28 protein-coding genes and 1 riboswitch are annotated in these 24,137 nt (G+C 71.2%); of the genes, 12 read left to right on the forward strand and 16 right to left on the reverse strand.

Features of this window, described 5'->3' with window-relative positions; all coding sequences use genetic code 11:
* Nucleotides 1-152: 152 nt before the first annotated feature.
* Nucleotides 153-280: riboswitch (FMN riboswitch) on the reverse strand.
* A gap of 134 nt (nt 281-414) precedes the next feature.
* The 3 genes from CFT82_RS05775 to CFT82_RS05785 all read left to right on the forward strand — a co-directional run bounded on the left by CFT82_RS05775 (nt 415) and on the right by CFT82_RS05785 (nt 2,701).
* Complete coding sequence (locus CFT82_RS05775) at nt 415-1,491, forward strand: enoyl-CoA hydratase/isomerase family protein (protein ID WP_234994290.1); 1,077 nt, start codon at nt 415-417, stop codon at nt 1,489-1,491.
* Between the two features lie 12 nt (nt 1,492-1,503).
* Complete coding sequence (locus CFT82_RS05780) at nt 1,504-1,869, forward strand: hypothetical protein (RefSeq protein ID WP_088818045.1); 366 nt, start codon at nt 1,504-1,506, stop codon at nt 1,867-1,869.
* Between the two features lie 364 nt (nt 1,870-2,233).
* The gene (locus tag CFT82_RS05785) at nt 2,234-2,701 is read left to right on the forward strand and encodes a cytidine deaminase family protein (protein WP_088818046.1); all 468 of its coding nucleotides are present in this window, start codon (nt 2,234-2,236) and stop codon (nt 2,699-2,701) included.
* A 42-nt stretch (nt 2,702-2,743) separates the two neighbouring features.
* Here CFT82_RS05785 and CFT82_RS05790 read toward each other — a convergent pair whose 3' ends face one another.
* Together CFT82_RS05790 and trxA are read right to left on the reverse strand one after the other, a co-directional pair.
* Nucleotides 2,744-4,270: a UDP-N-acetylmuramoyl-L-alanyl-D-glutamate--2,6-diaminopimelate ligase gene (locus tag CFT82_RS05790; RefSeq protein ID WP_234994291.1), complete on the reverse strand. Its 1,527-nt coding sequence runs from the start codon at nt 4,268-4,270 to the stop codon at nt 2,744-2,746.
* Nucleotides 4,271-4,378: 108 nt separating this feature from the next.
* The gene (trxA, locus tag CFT82_RS05795; RefSeq protein ID WP_088818047.1) at nt 4,379-4,831 is read right to left on the reverse strand and encodes a thioredoxin; all 453 of its coding nucleotides are present in this window, start codon (nt 4,829-4,831) and stop codon (nt 4,379-4,381) included.
* Between the two features lie 111 nt (nt 4,832-4,942).
* On the opposite strand from trxA, the gene CFT82_RS05800 reads away from it, so the two are divergent.
* On the forward strand, nt 4,943-6,325 hold the full coding sequence (locus CFT82_RS05800; protein ID WP_088818048.1) for a serine hydrolase domain-containing protein: 1,383 nt from the start codon (nt 4,943-4,945) through the stop codon (nt 6,323-6,325).
* Here the strand turns inward: CFT82_RS05800 and CFT82_RS05805 are convergent.
* From CFT82_RS05805 to CFT82_RS05815, 3 genes are all read right to left on the reverse strand, one after another.
* Nucleotides 6,285-7,085, reverse strand: a complete 801-nt coding sequence (locus CFT82_RS05805) for a phosphatase PAP2 family protein (protein WP_088818049.1) — start codon at nt 7,083-7,085, stop codon at nt 6,285-6,287. The genes CFT82_RS05800 and CFT82_RS05805 overlap by 41 nt on opposite strands.
* A 104-nt stretch (nt 7,086-7,189) precedes the next feature.
* Nucleotides 7,190-7,948, reverse strand: coding sequence for a dienelactone hydrolase family protein (locus CFT82_RS05810; protein WP_088818050.1), 759 nt, complete (start codon nt 7,946-7,948; stop codon nt 7,190-7,192).
* Between the two features lie 48 nt (nt 7,949-7,996).
* Complete coding sequence (locus CFT82_RS05815) at nt 7,997-8,299, reverse strand: putative quinol monooxygenase (protein ID WP_088818051.1); 303 nt, start codon at nt 8,297-8,299, stop codon at nt 7,997-7,999.
* Nucleotides 8,300-8,422: 123 nt separating this feature from the next.
* Between CFT82_RS05815 and CFT82_RS05820 the strand changes: the two genes are divergently transcribed.
* From CFT82_RS05820 to CFT82_RS05830, 3 genes are all read left to right on the forward strand, one after another.
* Nucleotides 8,423-9,112: a DUF4230 domain-containing protein gene (locus CFT82_RS05820; protein ID WP_159461870.1), complete on the forward strand. Its 690-nt coding sequence runs from the start codon at nt 8,423-8,425 to the stop codon at nt 9,110-9,112.
* Between the two features lie 107 nt (nt 9,113-9,219).
* Nucleotides 9,220-9,921, forward strand: coding sequence for a class I SAM-dependent methyltransferase (locus CFT82_RS05825; RefSeq protein WP_088818053.1), 702 nt, complete (start codon nt 9,220-9,222; stop codon nt 9,919-9,921).
* A 4-nt stretch (nt 9,922-9,925) separates the two neighbouring features.
* Nucleotides 9,926-10,903: a DUF2332 domain-containing protein gene (locus CFT82_RS05830; RefSeq protein WP_012801650.1), complete on the forward strand. Its 978-nt coding sequence runs from the start codon at nt 9,926-9,928 to the stop codon at nt 10,901-10,903.
* A 37-nt stretch (nt 10,904-10,940) separates the two neighbouring features.
* Here the strand turns inward: CFT82_RS05830 and CFT82_RS05835 are convergent, their stop codons facing one another.
* Both CFT82_RS05835 and CFT82_RS05840 read right to left on the reverse strand, forming a co-directional pair.
* Nucleotides 10,941-11,384: a tetratricopeptide repeat protein gene (locus tag CFT82_RS05835; RefSeq protein WP_159461871.1), complete on the reverse strand. Its 444-nt coding sequence runs from the start codon at nt 11,382-11,384 to the stop codon at nt 10,941-10,943.
* 62 nt (nt 11,385-11,446) lie between these two features.
* Nucleotides 11,447-12,583: an FAD-dependent oxidoreductase gene (locus CFT82_RS05840; protein WP_088818055.1), complete on the reverse strand. Its 1,137-nt coding sequence runs from the start codon at nt 12,581-12,583 to the stop codon at nt 11,447-11,449.
* Nucleotides 12,584-12,636: 53 nt separating this feature from the next.
* Between CFT82_RS05840 and CFT82_RS05845 the strand changes: the two genes are divergently transcribed.
* A complete protein-coding gene (locus CFT82_RS05845; RefSeq protein WP_234994292.1) occupies nt 12,637-13,386 on the forward strand; it encodes a TetR family transcriptional regulator in 750 nt (249 codons plus the stop codon).
* A 1-nt stretch (nt 13,387) separates the two neighbouring features.
* Nucleotides 13,388-13,645 (forward strand): Txe/YoeB family addiction module toxin, encoded by a 258-nt coding sequence (locus CFT82_RS05850; protein WP_088818056.1) that lies wholly within the window; start codon nt 13,388-13,390, stop codon nt 13,643-13,645.
* Between the two features lie 13 nt (nt 13,646-13,658).
* On the opposite strand, the gene CFT82_RS05855 is transcribed toward CFT82_RS05850, so the two are convergent.
* Nucleotides 13,659-14,072 carry a VOC family protein gene (locus CFT82_RS05855; protein WP_088818057.1) on the reverse strand — a complete coding sequence of 138 codons (414 nt, stop codon included), beginning with the start codon at nt 14,070-14,072 and terminating at the stop codon, nt 13,659-13,661.
* On the opposite strand from CFT82_RS05855, the gene CFT82_RS05860 reads away from it, so the two are divergent.
* On the forward strand, nt 14,071-15,084 hold the full coding sequence (locus CFT82_RS05860) for an ArsR/SmtB family transcription factor (RefSeq protein WP_088818058.1): 1,014 nt from the start codon (nt 14,071-14,073) through the stop codon (nt 15,082-15,084). The two genes, CFT82_RS05855 and CFT82_RS05860, sit on opposite strands and share 2 nt — an antisense overlap.
* 228 nt (nt 15,085-15,312) lie before the next feature.
* Here CFT82_RS05860 and CFT82_RS12325 read toward each other — a convergent pair whose 3' ends face one another.
* The 3 genes from CFT82_RS12325 to CFT82_RS12330 form a co-directional block, all read right to left on the reverse strand.
* The gene (locus tag CFT82_RS12325) at nt 15,313-15,672 is read right to left on the reverse strand and encodes a nuclear transport factor 2 family protein (RefSeq protein WP_041291018.1); all 360 of its coding nucleotides are present in this window, start codon (nt 15,670-15,672) and stop codon (nt 15,313-15,315) included.
* Nucleotides 15,669-16,289 (reverse strand): GNAT family N-acetyltransferase, encoded by a 621-nt coding sequence (locus CFT82_RS05870; protein WP_088818059.1) that lies wholly within the window; start codon nt 16,287-16,289, stop codon nt 15,669-15,671. Before CFT82_RS05870 ends, CFT82_RS12325 begins: the two co-directional genes overlap by 4 nt.
* Before the next feature lie 107 nt (nt 16,290-16,396).
* Complete coding sequence (locus CFT82_RS12330) at nt 16,397-16,711, reverse strand: MerR family transcriptional regulator (RefSeq protein ID WP_012801640.1); 315 nt, start codon at nt 16,709-16,711, stop codon at nt 16,397-16,399.
* A 103-nt stretch (nt 16,712-16,814) separates the two neighbouring features.
* Between CFT82_RS12330 and CFT82_RS05880 the strand changes: the two genes are divergently transcribed.
* On the forward strand, nt 16,815-17,516 hold the full coding sequence (locus CFT82_RS05880) for an AbiV family abortive infection protein (RefSeq protein WP_088818060.1): 702 nt from the start codon (nt 16,815-16,817) through the stop codon (nt 17,514-17,516).
* On the opposite strand, the gene CFT82_RS05885 is transcribed toward CFT82_RS05880, so the two are convergent.
* Both CFT82_RS05885 and CFT82_RS05890 read right to left on the reverse strand, forming a co-directional pair.
* Nucleotides 17,450-18,487, reverse strand: a complete 1,038-nt coding sequence (locus tag CFT82_RS05885; protein ID WP_088818061.1) for an IS481 family transposase — start codon at nt 18,485-18,487, stop codon at nt 17,450-17,452. The genes CFT82_RS05880 and CFT82_RS05885 overlap by 67 nt on opposite strands.
* A 153-nt stretch (nt 18,488-18,640) precedes the next feature.
* Nucleotides 18,641-19,468 carry an SDR family NAD(P)-dependent oxidoreductase gene (locus CFT82_RS05890; RefSeq protein ID WP_088818062.1) on the reverse strand — a complete coding sequence of 276 codons (828 nt, stop codon included), beginning with the start codon at nt 19,466-19,468 and terminating at the stop codon, nt 18,641-18,643.
* 53 nt (nt 19,469-19,521) lie between these two features.
* Between CFT82_RS05890 and CFT82_RS05895 the strand changes: the two genes are divergently transcribed.
* A complete protein-coding gene (locus CFT82_RS05895) occupies nt 19,522-20,049 on the forward strand; it encodes a TetR/AcrR family transcriptional regulator (RefSeq protein WP_088818063.1) in 528 nt (175 codons plus the stop codon).
* Between the two features lie 22 nt (nt 20,050-20,071).
* Here CFT82_RS05895 and CFT82_RS05900 read toward each other — a convergent pair whose 3' ends face one another.
* The 3 genes from CFT82_RS05900 to CFT82_RS05910 form a co-directional block, all read right to left on the reverse strand.
* Nucleotides 20,072-20,446 carry a VOC family protein gene (locus tag CFT82_RS05900; RefSeq protein WP_088818064.1) on the reverse strand — a complete coding sequence of 125 codons (375 nt, stop codon included), beginning with the start codon at nt 20,444-20,446 and terminating at the stop codon, nt 20,072-20,074.
* 296 nt (nt 20,447-20,742) lie between these two features.
* Complete coding sequence (locus tag CFT82_RS05905; protein ID WP_012801639.1) at nt 20,743-22,488, reverse strand: ABC transporter ATP-binding protein; 1,746 nt, start codon at nt 22,486-22,488, stop codon at nt 20,743-20,745.
* Nucleotides 22,485-24,077, reverse strand: a complete 1,593-nt coding sequence (locus CFT82_RS05910) for an ABC transporter transmembrane domain-containing protein (protein WP_088818066.1) — start codon at nt 24,075-24,077, stop codon at nt 22,485-22,487. Before CFT82_RS05910 ends, CFT82_RS05905 begins: the two co-directional genes overlap by 4 nt.
* Nucleotides 24,078-24,137 lie beyond the last annotated feature (60 nt).

The following is a 24,137-nucleotide window of genomic DNA, read 5'->3' on the forward strand; positions in this document are numbered from 1 at the left end:
GGTCGGGCGGCCCGGGTGCACCGGGGAACGGGGCGTGGGCCCACGACGGATGGCAGCGGCTGGGCGCGCAGTGCGTCCTACCCAGGCGGCGAACGCCCGGTGATGCACGGCTCACGCTGCTGTGCCGTCCACGGCGCCGCAAAACGACGCCGCACGTGGTCCTCCCATCCGGACTTTCACCGTCGGTCTGGGAGTTCCACCCAGTCAACCGTTCGCTGGCTGCGGACGGGTCGCGGACTGTCACCGCCGGTTCGGAATCTCACCGACCCCGGAACACGTGCGCCCGAGTCTACGCCGGGCCGTTCGGTGGCCCCGCGACGGCCGGCCCGGTCCGCCGCCTCCGCTCGGACCGCGATCGCCCCTGTGTGCCACGCTGTGGCGAGCTGACCGCACCCCACGACCCAGGAGGAACCCATGGCCGGCACCACCGAGATGACCCCCGCCCCGCAGACCGACGAGGTGCTCTTCGGGGTGCGCGACGGCGTCGCCCGCATCCACCTCAACCGGCCGAAGGCGCTCAACGCCCTGACCACCGAGATGTGCGCGGCCATCGGCGAGCAGCTCACCGAATGGGCCGAGGCCGACGAGAAGCCGCGCGCCGTGGTCGTCTCCGGCGAGGGCAAGGGCCTGTGCGCCGGTGGTGACATCAAGGTGCTGCGCGAGTCCGCGGTCTCCGGCGACCTGGCCGGGGCCGAGGAGTTCTGGGCCACCGAGTACGCGATGAACCAGCAGATCGCCGACTACCCGATCCCCTACGTGGCCCTCATGCACGGCCCGGTCATGGGTGGCGGCATCGGCATCAGCGCGCACGGCAGCCACCGGCTCGTGGCCGCCGACGCGAAGGTCGCCATGCCGGAGACCGGCATCGGCCTGTTCCCCGACGTGGGCGCCATGCACCTGCTGGCCCGCGCCCCGCGCGAGCTGGGCACGCACGTGGCCCTGACCGGTGACCGCTTCAACGGCGCCGACGCCGTCGAGCTGGGCCTGGCCGACGTCGTGGTGCCCGCCGAGGCCCTGGACCCCGAGGCGATCGTCGACCGGCTGGGCGGTGGCGAGTCCGCCGACGCGCTGGTGGAGGCGCTGCGCGGCGAGTACGAGCAGGGCGAGTCGGCGCTGGCCGGGCAGGCCGAGTGGATGGAGCGCTGCTACGCCGGAGACGACGCCGCGGCCATCGTGGAGCGTCTGACCGCCGAGGGCGAGGCCGGCACCGAGGGCGCTGCGAAGGCCGCCGAGCTGCTGGGCACCCGGTCGCCGCTCTCCGTCGCCGCCACCCTGGCCGGGCTGCGTGCCGCCGCCGGTGACGACCTGGCTGGCGTTTTGGCCCGCGACACGAAGATGGCCCACGGGATGCTCCAGTCCGGCGACTTCGCCGAGGGCGTGCGCGCGGTACTCATCGACCGCACCAACGACGCCGCCTGGCGCCACGCCAGCATCGCCGAGGTCCCGGCCGCCGACGTCGAGGCCGTCCTCGCCGGCGAGAAGCTGGGCTGAGGGCCACCGATCATGGCCGCAGCCCTGACTCTGGGGGTGGCGCTGGTGATCAGCGTGACCCATGTCGTCCTCGCGTGGCGCGCCCGCAGCAGTGGACGGAACGTCCCCTTCTGGTCACTCGCGCAGCACGTGGTGGCGACGGGCGGCGTCGTCCTCGGCGTGGTCGCGGCACGGGCCATCCGCTTCGGCTCCTGGACACTCCCCGAGCCACCGGGGACGGTACTGACCGTGTGCCTGGTCCTGGGGTACGCCGCGTGGGCCGTGAGCGTCTGGGTCTCCGACGCGATGCGGGGCGAGGATCTGCGATCGCTGGTCGTCCGGGTTCTGGCCGGCTGTGCGACCGGCACGATCCTCGGCAGCACCCTCACGCACTGGTAGGCCGGGTCTGTCAACCCCCTCGGCCTGCGGTGAGGAGGCGCGGCCCCTCGTCAGCGGCGCAGGCGATGACGACCTGGCCGGCGTCCTGGCCGGCGAGAAGCTGGCCTGAGGGGCGGGTGCTGGCCCGAGGGCTCGCTCTCGCCGGGTGTGGGCGGTCCCCGCACCGCCGCGACAGGCGAGAAGCGCACCGGTTCCGTTCTCGCCTGTCACCCCTCACCGAAATCCGCACCAGTGCGCATGTCGACTGTCGAGGTGCGTACCGGTGCGGTTCTCGCGGCGGGGGACCGTTGAGATGCCTACCGGTGCGCCTCTCGGTGGGCTGAGCCGGACCTGGCACCCTGCGGCCGCGGCTAGCCTCGCGGGCATGACCTTCCCGAACGCCCGCCCGCTGACCGAAGAGGACGTGCAGCTGGTGGAGCTGGCCACCCGCACCATCGACGCGCAGACCGACACCACCACGGTCGACCAGGACGGGATCCACACGGTCGGCGCCGCGGTCCGCACCGACGACGGGCGCCTCCACGCGGGCGTGAACCTCTCCCACTTCACCGGCGGCCCCTGCGCCGAGCTGGTCGCCCTCGGGAGCGCCCGCGCCGCCGGTGGCCGAGTCGTCACCACCATCGTGGCCGTCGGCAACCACGGGCGCGGCGTGCTGGCCCCCTGCGGCCGCGACCGCCAGGTGCTCGCCGACTACCACCCGGGCTGCCGCGTCATCGTGCCCGGTGAGGCCGGCACCACCGGGGAGCACCTGCGCAGCGTCCCGATCGGCGACCTGCTGCCCGGCGCCTACCGGGCCAGCTTCGCGGTGGAGGCCGACGCACCGCAGGCCTGACCCTGCCGCGCCGGGCCGGGCGCCGGACCACCGCAGCCCCGCTCAGCGGCGGGCCAGGCCCTCGCGGATGCTCGTCGGGTCGTGGTGGTCCACGTCGCCGCCGGGCATGTGCTGGAAGGGCTCGTCACCCTTGCCGCAGGCGATGACCACGTCACCCTCCCGGGCCATGGCCACGACCTCGAGCAGGGCCTCGCGCCGGTCGAGGGTGATGTGCGTGTCCGCCGGATCCGCACCGGCCATGACCTCGTCGGCGATGGTCGCAGGGTCCTCCTCGTACGGGTCGTCGGTGGTGATGATGCCGACGTCCGCGATGCGGGAGACCACCTCACCCATGAGCGGGCGCTTGGCCGCGTCGCGCTCGCCGGCGGCGCCGTAGACGCAGAGCAGGCGCCCGCCCGACATGTCGGCGATCTTCCGGGCCACGGTGAGCACCAGCTCCAGACCGACCTCGGTGTGGGCGTAGTCCACCACCGCCATGAACCCGTGCTCGGCCGCCTCCGGGATGCGCTGGAAACGCCCCGGCACCTGGGCCAGGCCCCGCACCGACTCGACGACGGCGCCGGCGTCGTGCCCGCACTCCAGCGCGACCGCCACCGCGCCGGCCACGTTGAGGGCGTTGTAGTCACCCACCAGCGGCGGCTCCAGGCGCAGCTCCCCGTGGCGCGGGGTGCGCAGCGTGAAGCCCATCCCCTCCAGGGTGAGCTCGATGGGCTCGACGATGCGGTAGTCGGCCTCCTCGGAGGTGCCGAAGGTGACCGCCTCCGGGAAGTCCTCCGCCAGGCGGCGACCGTACTCGTCGTCGACGTTCGTGGCCTTCGGACCGTCCGCGCGCTCGAAGAGCTGGCGCTTCACCTGGAAGTAGGACTCCATGTCGCCGTGGATGTCCAGGTGGTCCCGGGTGAGATTGGTGAAGATCGCCGAGGCGTACTCCACCCCGGCCACGCGGTGCAGCTCCAGGCCGTGGCTGGAGGTCTCCAGGACGGCGTCGGTGGCCCCGGCCTCGACCATGCGGCGCAGGTTCTGCTGCACCAGCGGGGCCTCCGGGGTGGTGCGCTGGGAGGGGCGGGCGATGCCGTCGACGATCACCTCGACGGTCGTGGAGAGCCCCACCTTCTGGGCGCCGAGGATGCCGACGAGCAGGTTGTACAGGACATAGCTCGTGGTGGTCTTGCCGTTCGTGCCGGTGACGCCGTGCACCCGCATCGTGCGGCTGGGGTGGCCCTCCACGGCGGCGGCCAGCAGGCCCAGCGCCAGCCGGGCGTCCGGCACCCGGACCACCGGCAGCGGCCCGTCGGCCTCCAGCTCGGCGATGGACGGGTCGGCCTCGCGGTCGGCCGCGGTCGGCCACTCGCGCTCGGCCACCACCAGCGCAGCACCGTCCCGCAGGGCGCCGGGGGCGAAGCGCAGCCCGTCGGCCTTGAACCCGGGGACGGCCACGAAGGCGCACCCGGCCTCGACCTCGCGGGAGTCGTTCGTCACCGCCACGATGCCGGGCGCTCCCCGGAGCTCCTGCGGCACGGCGTCAGCGGCCAGGTCAAGGGTCTGGGCGATGTCCGATGAGTTCAGCACCGGGCCAGCCTATGCGGCGTGGCCCGGGACCTGCAGGTCCCGGGCCACGTGCGTGAGGAGCCGGTCGCGGGAGAGGTGCAGCGCCCCTCCTCCGACGACCGAGCGGGCTCAGCCGAAGGGGTTGGCCGGGTCGGCACCGCCGGCGGCCTGGGTGCCCTCGGCGTTCGGCGCGGACTGCTGGCCCTGGGCCTGCTGGGCGGCGGCCTGCTCCTGCGCCACCTGGGCACGGACCTCGTCCATGTCCAGACCCTTGACGGCAGTCAGCACCTCGTCGAGGGCGTTGGCCGGCATCGCGCCGGGCTGGGCGAAGACGCCGATCTGCTCGCGGAAGGCCATGGTGGTGGGCACCGACTGGATGCCCAGGGCACCGGCCAGCTGCGGCTGGGCGTCGATGTCGACCTTGCCGAAGACGATGTCCTCGTGCTGCTCGGAGGCCTCCTCGAAGATCGGGCCGAACTGCTTGCACGGGCCGCACCAGGTGGCCCAGAAGTCCACCACGACCATCGGGTTCTCCAGGATGGTCTTCTCGAAGTTCTCGGCGGTCAGCTCAACGGTGGCCACGGTGGCCTCCTCGGTGTCTCGGGGTGGCGCGCCAGCGCCGGGTACACCGGGGACAACGGAACCCGACCGCCGGGTGTTCCCACACCCTCGCTGAGTGGCTACCGTCGGGCCATGACGAACCCCACCGGCCCCCGCGTCCGCCCCGACACCGCCCGCCGCCTCCACGGCATCGCCCTGGAGGCGCAGACCAGCGGCCGGGTCCCGGCGCTCTTCGCCGGCGTGCAGCGCGGCGGGGAGCTGCTGTGGTCGGCCGGCATCGGTGCCCACGGGGCCGGGCGGCACCGGGACCGGGCGGCCACCGCGCACGACCAGTACCTCGTGGCCTCCAACACCAAGACCTTCACCGCGGTGATGGTGATGCAGGCCCGCGACGAGGGCCTTCTCGACCTGGACGACCCCCTCGGCCAGCACCTGCCCGGCGCCTCGCCCACCCCGGAGCACGAGGTGACCGTCCGCTCCGCGCTGGCCCACGTCTCGGGCATGCAGCGCGAGCCCCACGGCGACGTGTGGAAGACGCTGGCCTTCCCCGAGGCCGACCAGCTGGTCACCGAGTACGCCCGGGCGGAGCGGGTGGGCCGCCCGCACACCCGCTGGCACTACTCGAACCTCATGTACTGCCTGCTCGGCGAGATGGTCGCCCAGCTGGACGGCTGCAGCTGGGAGGAGTCGCTGCAGCGCCGCCTGCTGGACCCGCTCGGCCTGCGCGACACCACGGTCGGCTTCACCCACCCCACCCGCCTGCCGGTGCAGGGCTACTTCGTGCCGCCCTTCACCGACGTGCCGGTGGCCGAGCCGGTGCCGGACTTCCGCGGCACCGCCCCCTGCGGCGGTCTGGCCTCCACCCCGGCGGACATGGCCCGTTGGTCGGCCTTCGTGGCCCAGCCCGACGAGGCCGTCCTCCACCCGGACACGCTGGAGGAGATGACCCAGCCGCAGACCGTCGTGGACCCCCGCGGATGGACGGTCACGATGGGCCTGGGCTTCTTCCTGGTGCGCTCCGGGAAGCGGATCCTCGTGGGCCACACCGGTGGGATGCCGGGCCACATCACGGGGGTGTTCACCCACCGCGAGTCCGGCACCGGAGGGCTGGCCTTCATGAACAGCACGAGCGCCCCGGACCCGATGGCCCTCGCGGTCGAGCTGGCCGGGGCGCTGGAGGAGGCCGAGCCCGCCGCCGGGGCGCCGTGGACGCCCGGGAGCTCCGTGCCGGAGGAGCTCGAGGAGTTGCTCGGCCACTGGTACACCGAGGGTTCGCACGTCATCTTCTCGGTGCGCGAGGGGAAGCTGGAGGCGCGGATGGCCGGTGCCGGGCCTGATGTGCCGCCGGCGGTCTTCGAGCACGTCGAGGAGGACCTGTACCGGACCGTCTCCGGCCGGGAGCGGGGCGAGCTGCTGCGCGTCGTCCGCCGCCAGGACGGGTCGGTGCGGCAGCTCAGCTGGGCGACCTACCTGGTCAGCCGCGAGCCGCTGGCGTTCGGCCGGCGTCCCCGCTGAGGCGCTCGGCCCGCTGCCGGCGGTTCACCGCGTCGAGACCGGCGGGCCAGGCGAGGACCTGCGCCGGCGGCGGGGTGTGGAGGATCCGCGGCCCGGAGGGGCCCTTGGTGAGCTGCCGGACGGCGTGCCAGCGGTCGAGCCGGATCACCGCGTGGAGCATCAGGCCGCCCGCGATGACACCACCGATCAGGTCGCTGACCCAGTGGAACCCCAGCGCGTAGGAGACCGAGACGGCCAGCAGGATGATGCCGCCCCACACCACCACCAGGGCTCGGCGCATCTCCCGCTTCACCGGCAGCTGGGTGCACAACAGGTAGACGGCCATGCCGTACAGGAGGACCGCCTCGGAGGCGTGGCCCGAGGGGTAGCTGATGCCGTGCAGGCCCATGTCGCCGATGCCGCCATTGAAGAAGGCCGGGTCGCCGCGGCTGGCGGCGGGGCGGGCGAAGAGCACCTTGAGGCCTCCGACGCCGCCGAAGAACGCGGCCTCGACGAGGCCCACGAGGACCAGCGGGCGCCAGGACCGTGCAGCGAGGGCCAGGGGCAGCGCGACGGCCAGCAGGACCGGCAGGGCGACGGCCTGCCCCGCGATGGAGTCCAGCACCTTGAAGAAGGGGTAGAGCTCCGGGGTGAAGTCCTGCACCCAGTGGCGGTGCAGGGCGGCGTCCACGGGCGTCAGGGGGCCGAGCGCCAGGAGGGTGAGCACCACGAACGCCACCACCAACGGGGTGGGCGCGGTGATCTGGCGCAGGGTCGGCATCGTGCGGGAATGTTACCCAACGTTCACCTTGGTGCGATGCCTCGACGGTCCGACTGTGGTCGGTTTCTCACCGTGTGCCCGTGCGACCCCGGCCGACCCACCCCTCAGCGGCGGTGCCGGTTGAGGAAGGCCAGGGCCCGCGGCCAGGCGTCCCCGTGGGCGACGGCGTCGTGGAGCAGGGCGGTCTCCGGGTCGAGGGTGAGCAGCGTGCCGGCCCCGTGCCCCGCGTGGGGGTAGGTGAGGTGCTCGGTCACCCGGGGTGGCTGCCGAGTGGCGACGATCGCCTCGGCGAAGTCCCGGGAGGGCCAGACCTCGTCGGCGCCGCCGGAGACCAGCAGCACCGGGCCGGGGTACTCCTCCAGCGGGATGCGGGCGGGAGCGTCGAGGGGGAAGGGGCCGGTCGGCCAGCCCTCGGGGTGGAAGGGCACGGGCTCGCCACCGCGGGTCCAGGCGGCCCCCTCACCGGGCCACGCCTTGACGACCACGTAGGTCGGGGACCCCAGCAGGAGGCCGGTGACCTCCTCGGGCCGGCGCAGCGCCAGGAGCTGGGCGGCCTCCGTGCCCCGGGAGCGGGCGAGGACGAAGACGTTGTACCCGTCGACACCCGGGTGTGCCCGGAGCCAGTCCAAGGCGCGGTCGAAGTACTCCAGCGGGATCTCGTGCAGCTCCTGGGGCAGGCCCGGGGCCCCGAAGTAGCTCAGGGCCAGCACGTTGAAGCCCGCCCCGTTGAGCACCGACAGGTAGCGGGCGCCGGGGTGTCCACCGCCTGAGCCGGAGAGCACCAGGATGGCGGGCGCGAACGGGTTGCCGGCGGAGAACTCACCGACCAGGCCGTCGTCCTCGAGGGTCAGGTGCTGGGTCATGCCACCGATCGTAGGGCTGGACGGGACGGGTGGCGGACGGCTCCGGGGTCAGCCCTGCAGCGGGGAGCCGACCACGGTGAACTGGCTGCCACCCATCTCACCGGAGAGCAGGGGCATCGCCTCGGCGATGGCGGCTCGCACCGAGTCCAGCTGCAGCGAGGCCCGGTGCGCCTCGGCCGACTCCCACAGCTCGGTGACGAAGACGGTGTCCGGGTGCTCGTCGTCGACGCCCACCTCGTACTGGAGGCAGCCGGCCTCGGCCAGCTGCGGGTTGTGGCGGGTCAGGATCGCCACCACGTCGTCACGGTGTCCGGGCTTGACCCCGAGGGTCCCCACGTTCGCGAAGGTCATGCCGCCAAGTTAGCGGGAACCCTGCAGGAGACCCAACACGATGCGGAGCGCCCGCTGGAGAGGTCATCGCCGGGGATGGAGCGATCGAGGGGTGGGCCGACACCGAGGGATACCGTTCTCGCCATGACCAGGGACACCGGCGCGAGGGCGATGGACGGCGGCCCTTCCGGCGGCCGCGGGCTGATGGGCTGCCTGTGGGCGGCCGTCACGCTGTTCGCCGTGGCGGCGCTGCTGGTCGTCGGCCTCGCCGTGTTCAACGACGGGATGCTCCAGCGGCTCAACCCGTTCGGGACCGAGACGGTGGACCGGACCGGGCCGTCGGTGCTCAAGCAGCTGGAGGACATCGAGGAGTTCCACGCCGCCACCGGGTACTTCGAGACCGTGGTGGACCTGGAGAAGGACACCGAGCACCTGCCGGGCTGGATCAGCGGCGAGCGGATCCTCTACGTCGGCAAGGGCGAGGTGGACGCGGTGGTGGACTTCTCCGGCCTCGGGGAGCAGAGCGTGACCGTCTCGGAGGACGGGGGCACGGTCGAGGTCAGCCTGCCCGAGCCGGTGCTCGACGAGCCCTCGCTCGACGTCGAGGAGTCCTACGTGGTGGAGCACGACCGGGGCCTGGCCGACCGCTTCAAGGGCTCGGAGCTCGAGGCCGAGGCGCAGAAGAAGGCCGTGGAGCAGATGCGCGAGGCGGCCACGGGCGGTGACACCGGCATGGTCCAGCGTGCCGAGGTCAACACCACGGCGATGCTGGAGAGCCTGCTGGGGGCCGCCGGCTTCGAGACCGTCGAGGTCACCTACGACGCGAAGGGCTGACGGCCAGGGGACCCTCCGCAGGGCAAGGGTTCGGAGGGGTGGTCCCCAGCTCGGGCTGGCTCCTTCGGACCAGGGCTCGGACGGCGGGCCTCGGGCACAGTGGGCCCATGAGCACCCCGCACCCGCCGGACGACACCCGGAGGAGGGCTGGCCACTGGCTCGACCGGCTGAACGCCCGCCACCCGTGGAACCACAACGACGCGTTCCACCCGTGGGTCCTCACCCGCCTCCCCGCACGACGTGGCCGGGCACTCGACCTGGGATGTGGACGAGGCGAGCTGGCCGCCCTGCTGGCCGAGCGGTTCGAGCAGGTCCACGCCACCGACATCGACCCGGCGATGCGGGAGGCTGCCACTCGCCGCTGCGCAGGCCTGCCGAACGTCACCATCGACGACGCGCGCCTCGGGGAGCTCACCGAGGGGGAGGGCGTCGACCTGGTCACGATGGTCGCGGTGCTGCACCATCTCGACCTGGACGAGGCGCTGCGCCAGGTCGCCGCGATCCTGCGCCCGGGCGGGAGGTTTCTCTGCGTCGGGCTCGCCCGCCCGGTGAGCCCGAGTGATCTGGCCTGGGAGGCGGCCTCGGTGGTGACCAATCCCGTCATCGGGTACGTGCGCCACCCGTGGGTCTCGCAGGGTCCGCCTCCCTGGGGAAGGGTACCGATGGCCGACCCCGCCGAGAGCGTCGGGGAGATCCGTCGAGCTGCCCGGAGCGCCCTGCCAGGCGCCCGCCTCCGCCGCCGGCTGGGCTTCCGCTACACGCTGGAGTGGACCAAGCTGGGGGCGCCGGGCCGCGCGGCCGTAGCGTGACGGCATGCGTTCTGTCGAAGGTGACCTGCCGACCCGGGACTTCTACCGGAACTTCGCCGCGCACGAGGCCGGGGACTCGCCGGTATTCACCGCCTGGGCTGCCGGGGTCGCCGAGGACGACGAGGTGCTGGCCCTGCTCACGGAGCTGCCCGAGCCCAAGCGCCAGCCGAATCTGGTGTTCGCGGCCGCCCGCGCGCACGGGGCGGAGGCCTCCCGGCCCGACTACGCCCCGCTGCGCAAGGTGCTGACGACCCGGTGGCCGGCCGTCCGATCGACCATCGAGAGCCGGTCGACCCAGACCAACGAGGCCGCCCGCTGCGCCACGCTGCTCCCGGCCCTGTCCCGGGTGGAGGGCCCCGTCGCGCTCCTCGAGGTGGGTGCGGCCGCCGGTCTCTGCCTGCTGCCCGACCGGTACTCCTACCGCTTCACCGGTGACGCGGAGCTGACCCTGGATCCCGTGGACGGGCCTTCGTCCGTGGTGCTGGAGTGCGAGCTGCGCGGCCTGCCCGCGCCGGAGCGTCTGCCCGAGGTGGTGTGGCGGGGTGGGCTGGATCTCAACCCGCTGGACGTCCGGGACCGGGAGGCGACGGACTGGCTCGAGACGCTCGTCTGGCCGGAGCACGAGGAGCGCCGCGAGCGGCTCCGGGCCGCGGTGGGTGTGGCCCGGAGCGAGGAGATCCACCTGGTGCGGGGTGACCTCCTGGCCGGGCTGCCGGCACTGGTGGCGCAGGCCCGCCGGGCGGCCCCGGGAGCCACGGTGGTGGTGCAGCACTCGGCCGTCCTGGCCTACGTCCCGCCCCGGGTGCGGGCGGAGTTCGCCGACCTGGTGCGCGCCGAGGCGGACCTGTGGCTGGCCAACGAGGGGGCGAGCATCCTGCCGGGCATGCCGCGCTCGCCACGAGCGTCGTCCTTCGTGCTCGCGCAGGACGGCACCCCGGCGTACTTCACCCACCACCACGGGCGCTGGGCCCAGGCGCTCTGAGGCGGAGCCGGCTCAGGGCCGCACGTGGGCTCGGCGGTCAGCCGCCCTCGGCCCACAGCTCCTGCGCATAGGCCGAGAGTGGCCGACGGTAGTCCGCCACGTCATCGTCCACCTGCCGCTCCGTGACCAGCGTCAGGAAACAGACCGCGGCGCCACTGTCCGGGTAGTCCGCGACCGCCCCGCGCAGGACCTCCGCCGCCTCGGCCGGATGGCCCACGTTCCGCAGGCTGCTCCCCAGCTGGATGCGCGCCTGCCGATCACGGTCAGCGGCTAGCCCACTCCGGATCGCCTGCTCGTAGAGGGGGATCGCCTCCTGCTCCCGCCCGGCCCAGTCATAGGCACTGGCCAGCTCGAAGGTGAGCACCCCGCTGCCGGGGTCGCGATCACGCCACGCCCGGAAGTACTCGATCGTCGCCGTCGGATCAGCTTGGTCAACCCCGGCCCACCCCGCTGAGATCTCGTCCTCCACATCCGTGCGCACGATCGTCCCTCGCCGACCCGCGCCGTCCAGCGAGATCCCCGCCCCAACACTCAAGGCCGCGCTCAGCCGGTTCGCACCCAGCGGGCCATCGCGCGCTCGACGACGACGCCCGGCAGGAGCCTGATCAGGGCGTCCCGCACGGCGACGAGGGCGGGGTGCGTGATCGTGAGCGCCCCCATCGCCTGCCGGGAGGCCCGCTGGACGGCGCGGGCCCGGTCACCTCGCTCCCGGTCGTAGGCGCCCAGCAACTCACGGGCGTCGCCGGTCGTCTTCACGAGGCACGCCAGCGCAGCTGCATCCTCGAGCCCCTGCGCCGCCCCCTGCCCCAGGTGCGGGGTCATGGCGTGGGCCGCGTCGCCCACCAGCGCCACCGGCAGGTTCGGGTGGACGAAGCTCGGGAGTGGCGGGAGGTCCCAGAGCTCGTGGCAGAGCATGCCGCCGGCCTCACCCGCGGCCACAAGGGAGGGGATGGGGTCGTGCCACTCCCGGCACTGCTCGGGCCCCGGCGTCGTCCCGTCAGGCCTCCGGACGCTGGAGAAGTAGCAGTACGCCCGGCTCCCGGGCAGGGGCACGATCCCGAGCTCGGTGCCGGCGCCGATCGTGACGCTCGGCACGAGGGGTGCCGGCAGCCCGGGCGCCTCGGCGTCGACGACCCAGCGCCAGGCGGTGAGGCCCGTCGGCTGCGGCGCCCCTGCGGCGGGGAACACCGCCTCCCGCACCGCGCTGCGCAACCCGTCCGCCCCGAGGACGAGGTCCGCGACGAGGTGCCGACCACCGGCCGCCACGACCGTGGCGCCGCCTTGCGGGCCGGACTCGACGCCGACCACCTCCTGCCCGCACCGGATCTCCACCCCCGCCTCGACGGCGGCCTCGTGGAGCAGGTCGATGAGATCCCCGCGGTGGATGGCGGCCACCTCGCCGTGCGCCGCGGAGAACCGCCGGCCGTCGACACGGTTCAGCCACTCCCCGTCCGGCCGTCGCAAGCCGCCGACGGCCTCGAGCTCCGCCACGCCGTGCACCTGCTCCCGCAGCCCCAGCTCGCCGAGGGCGCGCAGGGCGTTGGGCCACAGGATGATCCCGGCGCCCAGCTCCTCGATCCGTTCCCGCCGCTCCAGGACCGTGACGGCACGACCGGCTCGGGCCAGCCCGACGGCCGTCGCCAGCCCGGCGATTCCACCACCCACCACGACGTCCATCATTGCCCCACTCTCCAAGGTGACCACTACAGATGTAGTTAACTACAGTTGTCGTGGTGAACAGCAAGCCAGCGGCCAGCAGCCGGCGAGACACAGTGACGGACGCCGCCATCGAGGTGTTGGCACGGGAAGGGATGCGCGGCCTGACGCACCGCGCGGTCGATGCCGAGGCGGGACTCCCCTCCGGCTCGACCTCCAACCACTTCCGCACCCGCCAGCAGCTCGTCGTGGGCGTGGTGGACCGGCTGGCGGCGCGAGACGTCGCGGATCTGGAGGACCTCGTCGAGACCCTCCGCGACTCGCGCACGACCCACGGCAACACCGCCCCCGGCCCACAGCACCTGATCGCGAACCTCCTGGGGCACTGGCAGCAGTCCGCCGGAACCCGTCTCGTCGCGCGCCTGACCCTCTCCACCGAGGGGCTGCGCGACCCGGACGTCGCCACGGGACTGGCCGACGGACGGCAGCGCATCGTGGCGCTCGTGGACGACGCCCGGCAGACCGTCGCCCGCACGACCGGAGCCGACCCCCTCGGCGTCGTCACCACGGACCAGGCCATCGCCCTGCTGAGTGCCGGACAGTGGGCTCGGGCCACACACGGCGTGGACCTCACGGGGTGGCTCCTGAGCGCGATGACCGGCGCCGGCCGCCAAGGCGTCACACCAGTCCCTCACCCGGACGGCGGGCCCTCCCCGGAGGCCACCCACCTGATGCGGCCCCCGGCCAACGCCCGCCGCCTGCTCGACGCCATGGACCGCCTCGAGGCCGGCGGCGGCACCGAGCACGAGCTGATCGAGACCGACTGACGTGCGCCTGGTCTGGGACGAGAACGCCTGGGAGGACTACCTCTGGTGGCAGGCCCGGGACCGCAAGGTGCTCAAGCGGATCAACACCCTGCTCAAGGACGTCGCCCGGAACGGCAGCGAGGGCACCGGCAAGCCCGAGGCCCTGAGGCACAACCCCGCCGGGTACTGGTCCCGCCGCATCACCGACGAGCACCGCCTCGTCCACAAGGTCACCGAGGACGAGATCCGCATCGCAGCCTGCCGGTACCACTACGGGTGAGGGGACGGAGCCCTCACCCCGTGGCAGGCTGGAGGAACTCGATGCGGTTGCCGAAGGGGTCGTGCACGTAGAACCGGCGCATGCCGGGGAAGTTGGCGTCCCAGGTTGTCGCCACGCCCTGGCCGGTCAGGTGACCGTCCAGTGCGTCCAGGTCAGTGACCAAGATCCCCGGGTGAGCCTTCGCCGCGGCACGGAAGTCCTGTTCGATGCCGAGATGGATCTCAAGGCGATCGGCACGCACCCACAGCCCACCTCGTGCGGCCAGCACCGGTGGCTTGGCGACCTCGAGGAGGCCGAGCAGATCGATGTAGAAGCTTCGCGCCTCGTCTTCGGCACCGGGTGGGATGGCCAGCTGAACGTGATGGATGCCGTACCCGAACGGTGAGGCGACGGGCTCGGAGGCGTAGGGCAAAGGGGTCGCAGTCATGGCCGTCACGCTGTCAGTCCCACCGGGCGACGGCTACTCTTTCGAGATGGATCGAAAGTCCATCGTGATCCGTCTGGACTCCTCGGACGTCGCCTCGGCCAGGTTCACCACCTCCCCGGTCCACGAGCTCGTCCGGATCGTCCGGGCACTGGTGGCGCCAGCACGGTTCCCCGCCCATCGGGCGCTCCTGCGCGACATTCGTGCCGCCGCTCCCACCACATCACTCACAACGCTCACCCAGGTCGTCACCGCCCGGGGCTACGTCCCTGACTTCCTCACCCCGATGACGGAAGACCCCGCCTCGGTCTCGGAGCTGATCCGCGCCACCTCTGCCGACGAGATCACTGCCCAGCTGGACGAGCTCGCTCAGGACGGCCGGGCAGACCCCACCACGATCGGCCGCCTGGCCGACGATCCGGACGGCACCGCGGCAGCTCTCGCCGAGGCCGTCGATGCCCTCTGGCAGGAGGCAGTCGCGCCGCTCTGGCCGGCCATGCGCCAGATTCTGCTGGCAGACATCCATGCTCGTGCAGCCAGCGTCGCGAGCACAGGCTTCGGGGCCATGATCAACGGACTGCACCCCACCCTCATGTGGACCGGGCAGGCCATCGTGCGCACCTCATCCCACTATGCCGACGACACCGGGCCCGGCCGTGGGCTCATCCTGATCCCCACGATCTTCGGCTGGCCCAACGTCCAGACCAGCACCGACCCGGCGCGGCCACCCACGGTTCTCTACCCCGCTCGCAACGCCACCAGTGACTGGGCGTCCCCGCCGACTCAGGCCCTCGACCGCCTGGTCGGTCGCACACGAGCCCGCGCCCTGGCCCACCTGGACTTCCCCGCTGCCACCAGTGACGTCGCTCAGGCCCTGGGCATTGCCCTGTCGACCGCCCATCACCATCTCGACGTCCTCGCGTCCGCCGGCCTGGTTGACCGGCATCGCGAAGGCACCACTGTCTGGCACCTGCGCACTCCGCTGGGTGACCGCCTCGTCCGCGCACCGCGTTGACCGCGAGGTGCGGGGGCGGCTTCGCCCACCGGCGGTGGTGTCCGCAGCGCTCAGGACCCAGCGGCTCGTCCCGTAACGCGATCAACGAACTCATCCGCCTGGGAAGAGTCGAGGGCACAGGTCGCGAGCGAGAGGGTGGCCGCGACCCTGGGGATCGGGCTGCATCAGTGGAACTGACTCTCTCGAGAGGAGTCTCTCGACGGCATCAGCACCTCACCGCTGTAGCCCTCAGGGAAGCAAGGTCCCCTGGTGATAGACCTGCTGCCAGCCGGCCGGCGCCGATCGCCACAGGGATGTGCGCCGTGCACGTCGCCCCCCTTGGTCAGAATCCCAGAAGACCTGGACCAGCCCCGGGGACAGAGTCCGCGCCTCGAGGTTGCTCATCTCGATGAGGGGGCGGTCAGAATCGGAGGGCTCCTGGGAGAGGAGGCCCAGAATCGCCGCCCGGTCCCATCGCCTTCCGGAGGCCCCGATCTCGACGAACTCGGGTGAGAGAAGCTCAGCCAGACGATGGGCATCACCTCTCGCGGAAGGGGACTGCAGTTCTCGCTCAAGTTCGAGCACATCGTTGAGGTCCTGAGCCGTCATGGTGGGATTTCCCCCAACCTGCCCAACCCCTCCACGGACCCGAGTGGCGTCCCCCGCCAACCGCGAGTACACCACCAGCGACTGCCACACGTCCCGCACTCGCCACGCATCACGCAGCACCCCTCACACTGGAAACCGGCCTTCTCCGCCACCCGCTGGGAGGCCACGTTCTCGACCGCGCACCGCAGCTCGATGCGGTGCAACCCCAGGTCATCGAAACCGAGCCGACACAGCTCGCGCACCACGGCGGTCGCAACACCCCGCCCGGCCTCCGCCCGGTCCACCCAGTAGCTGACCTCCGCGCCCAGATGGAAGCACCCGATGCCGAACAGCTGGGCGAACCCGACCATGCACCCGTCCCTGACGACAGCGAAAGCCACCGTCCGTGCGCCTTCCTCCCAAGCACTCAACCGGGCGACCTCGGCGGCAGCAGCCTCCTCGCCGAACGGCGACCACACCCACGTCATCCACCGCCCCAGGTGCTCTCGGTTGGCCTCTACGAGCCGCGCGAAGTCCGCAGCGTGCTCAGGACCCAGCGGCTCGAGAACCAGTCCGTCCCCCAGGTCACGCGGCAGGGCAACCTGGCGCAGCAGGGCAGGCGGCTCATCAGGAGTCATGAGGGTCAGACTGCCAGCGTGCCCCCCCCCCCCCCCCCCCCCCCCCCCCCCCCCCCCCCCCCCCCCCCCCCCCCCCCCCCCGACACGGCACCGCACCTGTCCACCGACTAGTCGCACCCACAGCCACTGCCGGCTGGTGAGGGCTGACTCATCTCGAGATAGCGATGCACGGAACTGACCCCGCGCGCGGCCCGACGCTTCTGTACTCGCAGTTCGTTCTCGCGTTGGTTGAGGGCACGCATGAGGTCCTGGACGCCAGATCCCCTCTTCGCACCCGCCATCACCTCACGGACTCGCGGAATCCCCAAGCCCGCACCCCGCAGTGTCTGCACAACGATCGCTGCCTGAACGTCGGCATCGTGGTAGACGCGATAGCCGAACTTGTCGCGACCAGGGGCGATCAGCGACTCACGCTCCCACACCCGAGGTCCATACGGGGCGCGGTTCGGCCCGCTCGGTGGCGACTAGATGTACTGACCGGACACGTTGATCAAGGATCGGCCGGTGACGCGAGATACTCGCTGCATGGGCGAGCCGCAGGTTGAAGAGGTCGGCGCAGACTTCGCGCGCCGATGGTGGAAGTCCCTGATGGCGAACGCGGTGGCGCTTGTGGAGGATGCCCACGCCCTGGCGGACCGGGGCAGTGCCGGCCGGGCTCAGGCGCTCCTGGTGCTCGCGATGGAGGAAGTGGCGAAGGCACGCTGGCTTTACGAGGCCGCCGAGTGGGAGTGGAGTGCACCCTTGGGCCTCTACGGAGTGCAACCTCGCGAACCTGGCCTGGTTCAGGTTCCCGACGCCCTACGCACCACCCGCGCACCACACGCAGAAAAGCTGCAGGTGGCGGAGCAGTTCGCGTCAGGCTTGGGTGGATTTTGGGACCCAGACCGTCGGATCGAGTACTACCAGTTGCCGGACTTGGAGACGTTCCATGGGTTGGCGCGGCAGCGGAACCTCGACAAGCAGGCTGGCTTCTACGTCGACCGTGCAGCCGACCGGATCTCCTCGCCGCTGGACATACCCGCCGGGGGGATCGTGGAGCAGATGCGTCGAGCGGCCAAGGTAGTTCAGATGCACCTGATCCAGGACCACACCCGCCAACAAGACGCCTCCGTTCCTAGCCGGATCGACTCGGCGGAGGATCTCCACTGGACGATCCTTCCCTACTCCGACCCCGAGTTCTTCACCGAGGAGCCGCCCGGCGTGGGCGTCGAAGCCACCGAAGAGTAGCCAGCCGCTCTGAGTTTGGTGAGTGGCGGCTGGTTACCGCACGCGGTATGCGGCCGTACTTCGTTGTAGTGCCCCAGCCACGGCTCGAGCGCGTCGCGGCGTTCTTGCTCGCTGGTATAGCAGCGGGCGTAGGCCCACCCGTCGGCCATCGTCCGGTGGAAGCGCTCCACCTTCCCATTGGTCTGCGGGCGGTACGGGCGGGTCCGTTTCGGCGTGATCGACAGGGCATCGCAGGTGTCGCGCCACAGGTGCGAGCGGTACGCCCCACCGTTGTCCGACAGCACCCGCTCGATGGTGACGCCATGGCCGGCGAACCACTGCACCGCTCGGCGAAGGACGGCGACGGCGGTGACGGCCGTCTCGTCATCATGGACCTCTGTGTACGCGACGCGTGAGTGGTCGTCAATGACGGTGTGCACGAAGGCGTACCCAAGCTTGGGGCCGCCGTACTGATTGCGTGGCTTGCCTGGGGTGACGGCGCGGTTCTTCTCGCCCTGGCGGCGGCCGACGTAGCGCCAGCCGCCACCGTCAGGGATGTTCCCGACCTTCTTCACGTCGACGTGCACCAGCGACCCGGGGTGTGGGTGCTCGTATCGGCGGACGGGCTCACCGGTGGCGCGGTCCACGTAGGACAACCGGTTCAGGCGCGCCGTGGTGAGGATGCGATGCACGGTGGACGGTGCGATGTCGAGTCGGGAAGCGAGCTGAACGGGCCCTTCCCGCAGTCGCATTCGAAGACTCACGCACCGCTTTGACACCGTCTTAGCGGTCTTGTGCGGCGACGATCTTGGGCGTGACGACCGGTCCTGCATGGACTCGCCGGCCAGGTACCGGTCGACCCACCGCTTCACGGTCGGCCAAGACACCTGGAAGCGGGCGGCGACCTCGCTGATCGGCCACCCGTCGTCCACGACGAGGCGGGCGACCTTCAGGCGGTGACGTGGTGTCAGAGCCGCGTTGGCGTGGCTGATAAGTCCTCCTCAGAGCGGGAAGGCAGGCCACCCGAAGTGCCCTGCCTTCCGGGCAATTCATGACGCGACTGCGAACGTGGAGCGGTCCGCCGCTGAGGGCCGGCCTGAACGACTCCGCCCAGTCGATGAACGCAGCCGACTGTTCGACGCCGGTCAGTGGTCGACCTGGAATCCCGGCTGACCTGCATAGTCCTGCTGGCGTTGATCGAGGGCCATGCGGATCTGGTCGGCGGCTCCCTCGCCGAGGACCAGCCGCAGGGGCCCTTCTGGTGCTGTGACGTGGGCAAGGATTCCCTCGGCGATGGCCTCCGGCGACGACCCGCCGCCCGTGGCCCCAGGCTCGCTTGGCCATGGCACGACGGCGGTTCCAAAGAGTCGTTCGCGCAGCTCGTCATACGCGGGAATTGGTGCACTGAACTGCATCCCCGAGGTCGCCCACTGGGTGTCCATGGCGCCGACCTCAACGAGGGTGACTCGCACACCCATCGAGCTCACCTCGCCCGCCAAGGATTCGGTAAACCCCTCGAGACCCCACTTCGCGGCGTTGTAGAGCCCGAGCAGGGGCATGGCACCGACTCCGCCGGTCGACGAGATCTGAACGATGTGACCACTGCCCTGGGCGCGCATCAGCGGAAGAGCAGCCTGCGTGAGCCACAAGGGGCCGAGAAGGTCGACGTCGAAGATGGCCCTCGCTTCCTCCTCGCTGACTTCCTCAGTGGCACCGACGAGGCCATAGCCCGCGTTGTTCACCAAGACGTCGAGACAGCCCGCGGTCTCGTGACCTTTCAGGATGGCCCGCCGGCACTCATCCCGGTCGGCCGGGTTGAGCCGCACCACGCTCAGAGACGGGTGCTGCAAAGGGAGCACTCCCCGCCGGCTCGTTGCAACGACGCGATCACCCACAGCCAGCACCCGTCGGGTCAACGCAAGGCCGAGGCCGCTGCTCGCACCGGTGATGAACCAGGTCTTCGGTGTTGTCATGGGCCCATTCAAGCACGTTACGAGACGGTGCGTCTCGTTTCTATACTGGTGGCATGGCCCGCCCTGCCACCGCCGCTCGCGTTCTTTCCGCCGTCCTGCGCCTCGCGGAACGCGGCGGCCCTAACGCACTCACCATGGAAGGAGTCGCGGCCGAAGCCGGCGTCGGCAAGCAAACGCTCTACCGCACATGGCCATCGATCCATGCACTCCTGTTCGACGCCCTGGCGACGGAATCTGCTGTGCCCGAACCCGCGGGCAGCTACCCCGAGCTCTTCGAGGCGCTGAAGGCGACCAGCGCCGAACTCGCGTCAGAACCGCGAGCCTCGCTGCTACGGATGCTGGCCGCCGCAGTCCAGAGCGACGAGGTGATCGCACGTCAGTTCCACACCGCCCTTCTTCAGCGCCAGCAGCAGCAGTTCGCGCGGGTGGTTGCTGCCGACGGACTCGACAAACCCGAGCGAGCCACAGAGCTTCTGCTGGCTCCCCTCCTGTACCGATGGTTCCTCCGACTGCCCCCTCTCACCGACGGCGAGCTGGCAGACCACGTCGAATCCGTTCGACGCCTTCACCGGCCCGATTGATCAACGTGTCCGGTCAGTACAGCTAGACGTATGGGCGGGTAAGAAGTTCGACAAGGTGGCCGAATGGGTCAAGGACGTAGAGAGCGCGGGCATCTTCCTCGCTGCGGATCTGGGCGCGAAGCGTTCGCTGGGGGTCTGCCCAGTAGTCGGTTTCGGTGCTGATAAGTGACGCCAAAGTGCGAGCGAAGTGCTCGTCGTCGACTAGGAAGGCAAAGTGCAGTTCACTGAAGGTGGTGGGCGGACGAACGAACTGCAACAGCACGCCGTCGTCGAGCAGTACGTGGGCGAAGGGTCCCCAGGCGGGGGCTGACTTGGCCTCCAGCAGCTCTCGGTAGAACTTGGCGGATTCTTCGGCGTCATGGGCCGGGATGATGATGTGGTTGAACCGGGCAGTCATGGATGTCTCCTATCGATTTTTGGGCATGCAAGAGTGGCCCATGTGAGGACACATGGGCCTAGGGGTGCGAGAAGTCGGCGGTAGTGACCGGCGAAGCGCTGGCCATCTGCTGACGTGTTCTGGACTGGACGCTCGCGATCAGTCACGCGGCGACGCTGGGTGCGGCGATAACACCGTCGGCCTCCCAGAGGTTCGGCGCCTCCATGCCTGGCACAGACTGCCACCGGCACGCGACGCTACTTCAATAGTACCCCCGAAGGTGGCGGAGCCTCAATCAACGTCTCCGGTCAGTACAACTAGACGATCCCGCCAGCCATCTGCCACAGGCGCGAGAGGCTGCCCTCGCGCGCGAGAAGCTCCGCTGGAGGTCCGACCTCGGAGATACGGCCCTCCTCGATGACGGCGACCCGATCGGCTGTCAGGGCAGCGGCAAGCTGGTGCGTGATGGTGATGCGTGTCCGCCCCGCCAGTACCGACGCCACGCTCACCTCTTCATGCCCGGATCTGCGGGGGCCGGATCCGGCGGTGGCCTCGTCCAGGATGACCACGGCCGGGTCGGCCAGCAGCACGCGTGCGAGGGCAATCTGCTGGCTCTGCGAGGTCGACAGGACGTGGTTTCCCTCGCCCACGAGCGTGTCGAGACCGTCGGGCAGGTCTGCGACCCAGGCGCCACCCACCCGGTGCAGGGCATCCAGCAGCGTGGCGTCGTCAGCGCCGCGCCGTGCCAGTGTGAGGTTGTCCCTCACCGTGGCGGCGAAGACGTGCTGCTCCTGGCTCAGCAGCATCACGGTGCGCCGCATGACCTCTGCGTCGATCTCCGCGGTGGGCGCCCCTCCGACGAGCACGTGGCCGGACCGCGGACGCTCGATCCCGGCGACGAGCCAGGCCACCGTGGACTTCCCGGCTCCCGACGGACCGACGACAGCCAGGTGCTCTCCCGGAGCGACAGCAAGGCTCAGGCCGCGAAGGACCTGTTGGTGGTCGTCGTAGCTAAAGACCACGTCCTGCAGCTCGACTCCGCTGCCACGGGGTCGTCGGGTCCGGGGGTCCGGGCGGAGGAGGCCCAGGCCCTCGACTCTAGACAGGGCCGCCATAGACTCCTCGAGCTCGGTCAGGGAGTACATGATGCGGTCGAGGGGGCCGGAGAGGCGGTAGGCCAGCATCGTGCACGCCACGACCGAGCCTGTGCTGACGCCCCCGGCAAGGGCCATCAGGCCCCCACCGCACAGGATGGCGAACACTGGCAGGGTGTACGCGAGGTCGAGCGTGGGCAGGAACCAGCACCGCAGGTTCAGGACCTGGTGCTGCATCGCCCGTCGGCGTCCGGCCAGGTCACGGCCCTGGGCAGCACGGTTCGCCCCGAGGCCGTGCGCCTCGACCGTCCGCCGTCCGACTGCGGTGGCCGTCAGGGATGTGGACAGGTCGCCCAGAGCCGCCCGCTCGGACATCAGCACAGGGCGGGCTCGACGGGTGTAGGTGCGCCCGGCCACCACCAGCGGGGGCAGCACGACGGCCAGCAGGAGTGCCAGCAAGGGGTCGACCAGGAACGCCGCTCCCACCACGACACCCACCTCGAGCGCGGCCGCCGCCATCTCGGGACCCGTCGTACGGAACATCGTGGCGACGACGTCGACGTCCCCGGTGACGCGGGTGGCCAGATCGCCTGTCCCCGCCCGCTCGATGGTTCTCATCGGTAGCCGCAGCACCCTGGCCATCGCCTGCTCACGTATCGCGGCCGATGCACGGTCACCGAAGCGGTGGGCGGTCCACCGGCCGGCGCGTGTCAGCAGCAGCTGGAGCGCAACGCATCCCAGGAGGGCAGCGCAGGTGGTGTCCACCTGTTGTGTCGTCCAGCCCTCCCGGACGCCGTCCACCACCTTCCCCAACCCCACCGGGAGGGCGACTCCGGCGGCTGCCGCGGACAGGTACAGCACGCAGATGAGGAGGACCGTGCACCTTTCCCGCCCCAGAACGGCTGCGCCGGCTCGTCGGACGGTGCGAGGCGAGGCGACGGGCAGCAGGGAGTCACGGAGGACGTTCACCGGGCCTCCCCCCTCTTGGTCGCGGGCAGCGGTCCCCACTCGACCACGCGATCCGCGTGCCTGCGCCACACCGTCGACGGGCTGACCACGACGGTGGTCCTGCCCCGTCGGCACCGGGCCAGTCGTCGTGCCACCTCCGCCTCGGTGACGGCATCCAGCGCCACCGTCGGATCGACGGCCAGCAGCACGTCCGGATCCGCCGCCACCGCCCGGGCGAGGGCGAGACGCTGACGCTGCCCTCCCGACAGGTTGCGTCCCCCCTCGGCCACCCATCCGTCCAGACCCGCGCCCCCGCGTACGACCACGTCCTCAGCACAAGCCACGCTGAGGGCGCGCTGTGCGGCAGTGTCGTCGGGTGTGTTCACGACGTCCCGCAGCGACCCGGCGAAGAGGTGGTCCCCGTCGTCCACCACGAGCACCCTCAGGGGTGCGACATCACCGTGACCGGCGAGGAGACGACTCGCCTCATACGGGCTCCGGGCGATGTGGTGGAAGATGCCGGAGACCCCGGCCGGGTGATCCGTGACGACGACCGTCAGCATGCCCTGTGACACCGGCAGATCTGCGAGCACGACATCCACGGCCGACGACCTGTCGTGTCCGGCGGGGGCCTCCGGCCCGTCCGGGGTTCGAGGTGCCAGCGCGTGGGCAAGGCGCGAAGCCCCCACCCGTGCTGCCACCAGCTGTTGGGCGTTGCCCAACAGGGACCCCGAGTACATGAGCAGGCCGGTGGCGTAGCCGAAGGCCGCACTCAGGTCTCCGACCGAGATCGAACCGGCCACCGCCAAGCGGGCTCCCACCCAGGTGATGACCGCCAGATACGCCAGGGGGACCGCCTGCTGCAGGGCCTGGACCCACGTGCCGGAGACCGTCATCCGATGGGCCGCCCCACGCAGGCTCTTGGACTGTGCGGTGTAGCGGGCCAGGAACTGTCCCTCACCCCCGATGCCGCGCAGGACTCGCAGCCCGCTGACCAAGTCGTTCGCCTGCCGTCCCAGCTCGGCCAGCTCGCTGCGGTACCCCTGCTGATGCCCCGTCAGCCGCCCCAGGAGCGGGCCCGCGATCCCCGTGGCAGCCACGACCCCGACGAGGAGGACTCCCCCCAGCACCGGGTCGATCCGCCACACCATGACGGTGCCCAGCGTGAACGCCACGACATTCATCACCCCATGGCCGACGGTGGAACACAGGGCAGCCACGTCCCGGCCGTCGGTGGACAGCAGGGTGACGACGTCCCCCGGGGCACGGCTCACCCTCCCCGGCCGCCGGCTGACAGTCAGAGCAGACGCCAGCTCCTCGGCCAGGCGGCGCTCGACCTCGGCTTCCGCCAAACCCATCTGCCGATACCCCATGACATAGAACAAGGGGTTCAGCAGAGAGACCCCGAACAGGCCCACGGACCACCCGATCAGCGCGCCACGGTCGCCGGCCAGCAGACCCTCGTCGACGATCCGCCCGAGGAACCACGGCAGGACCATGTGCACGACGCTGGCCACCGCCAGGGCACAGACCGCCGCAACCAGCCGCCAGCGCACAGGGCCCGAGAAGACCTTGCAGAGACGACCGGTGGACCTGTCACCACCGCTCACCGCCACCCTCCTCTCGCTGGCGCAGGACGTCGCCTCGGCCCTGTCGTGCGATCGCAGGCA

It is taken from the genome of Kytococcus aerolatus, from assembly GCF_900187395.1.
Lineage (GTDB): Bacteria > Actinomycetota > Actinomycetes > Actinomycetales > Dermatophilaceae > Kytococcus > Kytococcus aerolatus.

Bases quoted from the DNA above. Each gene is read 5' to 3' on its own strand.
- CFT82_RS05775 (WP_234994290.1), top strand. From the start codon at position 415: ATGGCCGGCACCACCGAGATGACCCCCGCCCCGCAGACCGACGAGGTG.
- CFT82_RS05780 (WP_088818045.1), top strand. From the start codon at position 1,504: ATGGCCGCAGCCCTGACTCTGGGGGTGGCGCTGGTGATCAGCGTGACC.
- CFT82_RS05785 (WP_088818046.1), top strand. From the start codon at position 2,234: ATGACCTTCCCGAACGCCCGCCCGCTGACCGAAGAGGACGTGCAGCTG.
- CFT82_RS05800 (WP_088818048.1), top strand. From the start codon at position 4,943: ATGACGAACCCCACCGGCCCCCGCGTCCGCCCCGACACCGCCCGCCGC.
- CFT82_RS05805 (WP_088818049.1), bottom strand. From the start codon at position 7,085: ATGCCGACCCTGCGCCAGATCACCGCGCCCACCCCGTTGGTGGTGGCG.
- CFT82_RS05810 (WP_088818050.1), bottom strand. From the start codon at position 7,948: ATGACCCAGCACCTGACCCTCGAGGACGACGGCCTGGTCGGTGAGTTC.
- CFT82_RS05815 (WP_088818051.1), bottom strand. From the start codon at position 8,299: ATGACCTTCGCGAACGTGGGGACCCTCGGGGTCAAGCCCGGACACCGT.
- CFT82_RS05820 (WP_159461870.1), top strand. From the start codon at position 8,423: ATGACCAGGGACACCGGCGCGAGGGCGATGGACGGCGGCCCTTCCGGC.
- CFT82_RS05825 (WP_088818053.1), top strand. From the start codon at position 9,220: ATGAGCACCCCGCACCCGCCGGACGACACCCGGAGGAGGGCTGGCCAC.
- CFT82_RS05830 (WP_012801650.1), top strand. From the start codon at position 9,926: ATGCGTTCTGTCGAAGGTGACCTGCCGACCCGGGACTTCTACCGGAAC.
- CFT82_RS05840 (WP_088818055.1), bottom strand. From the start codon at position 12,583: ATGATGGACGTCGTGGTGGGTGGTGGAATCGCCGGGCTGGCGACGGCC.
- CFT82_RS05860 (WP_088818058.1), top strand. From the start codon at position 14,071: ATGGCCGTCACGCTGTCAGTCCCACCGGGCGACGGCTACTCTTTCGAG.
- CFT82_RS05855 (WP_088818057.1), bottom strand. From the start codon at position 14,072: ATGACTGCGACCCCTTTGCCCTACGCCTCCGAGCCCGTCGCCTCACCG.
- CFT82_RS12325 (WP_041291018.1), bottom strand. From the start codon at position 15,672: ATGACGGCTCAGGACCTCAACGATGTGCTCGAACTTGAGCGAGAACTG.
- CFT82_RS05870 (WP_088818059.1), bottom strand. From the start codon at position 16,289: ATGACTCCTGATGAGCCGCCTGCCCTGCTGCGCCAGGTTGCCCTGCCG.
- CFT82_RS05880 (WP_088818060.1), top strand. From the start codon at position 16,815: ATGGGCGAGCCGCAGGTTGAAGAGGTCGGCGCAGACTTCGCGCGCCGA.
- CFT82_RS05890 (WP_088818062.1), bottom strand. From the start codon at position 19,468: ATGACAACACCGAAGACCTGGTTCATCACCGGTGCGAGCAGCGGCCTC.
- CFT82_RS05895 (WP_088818063.1), top strand. From the start codon at position 19,522: ATGGCCCGCCCTGCCACCGCCGCTCGCGTTCTTTCCGCCGTCCTGCGC.
- CFT82_RS05900 (WP_088818064.1), bottom strand. From the start codon at position 20,446: ATGACTGCCCGGTTCAACCACATCATCATCCCGGCCCATGACGCCGAA.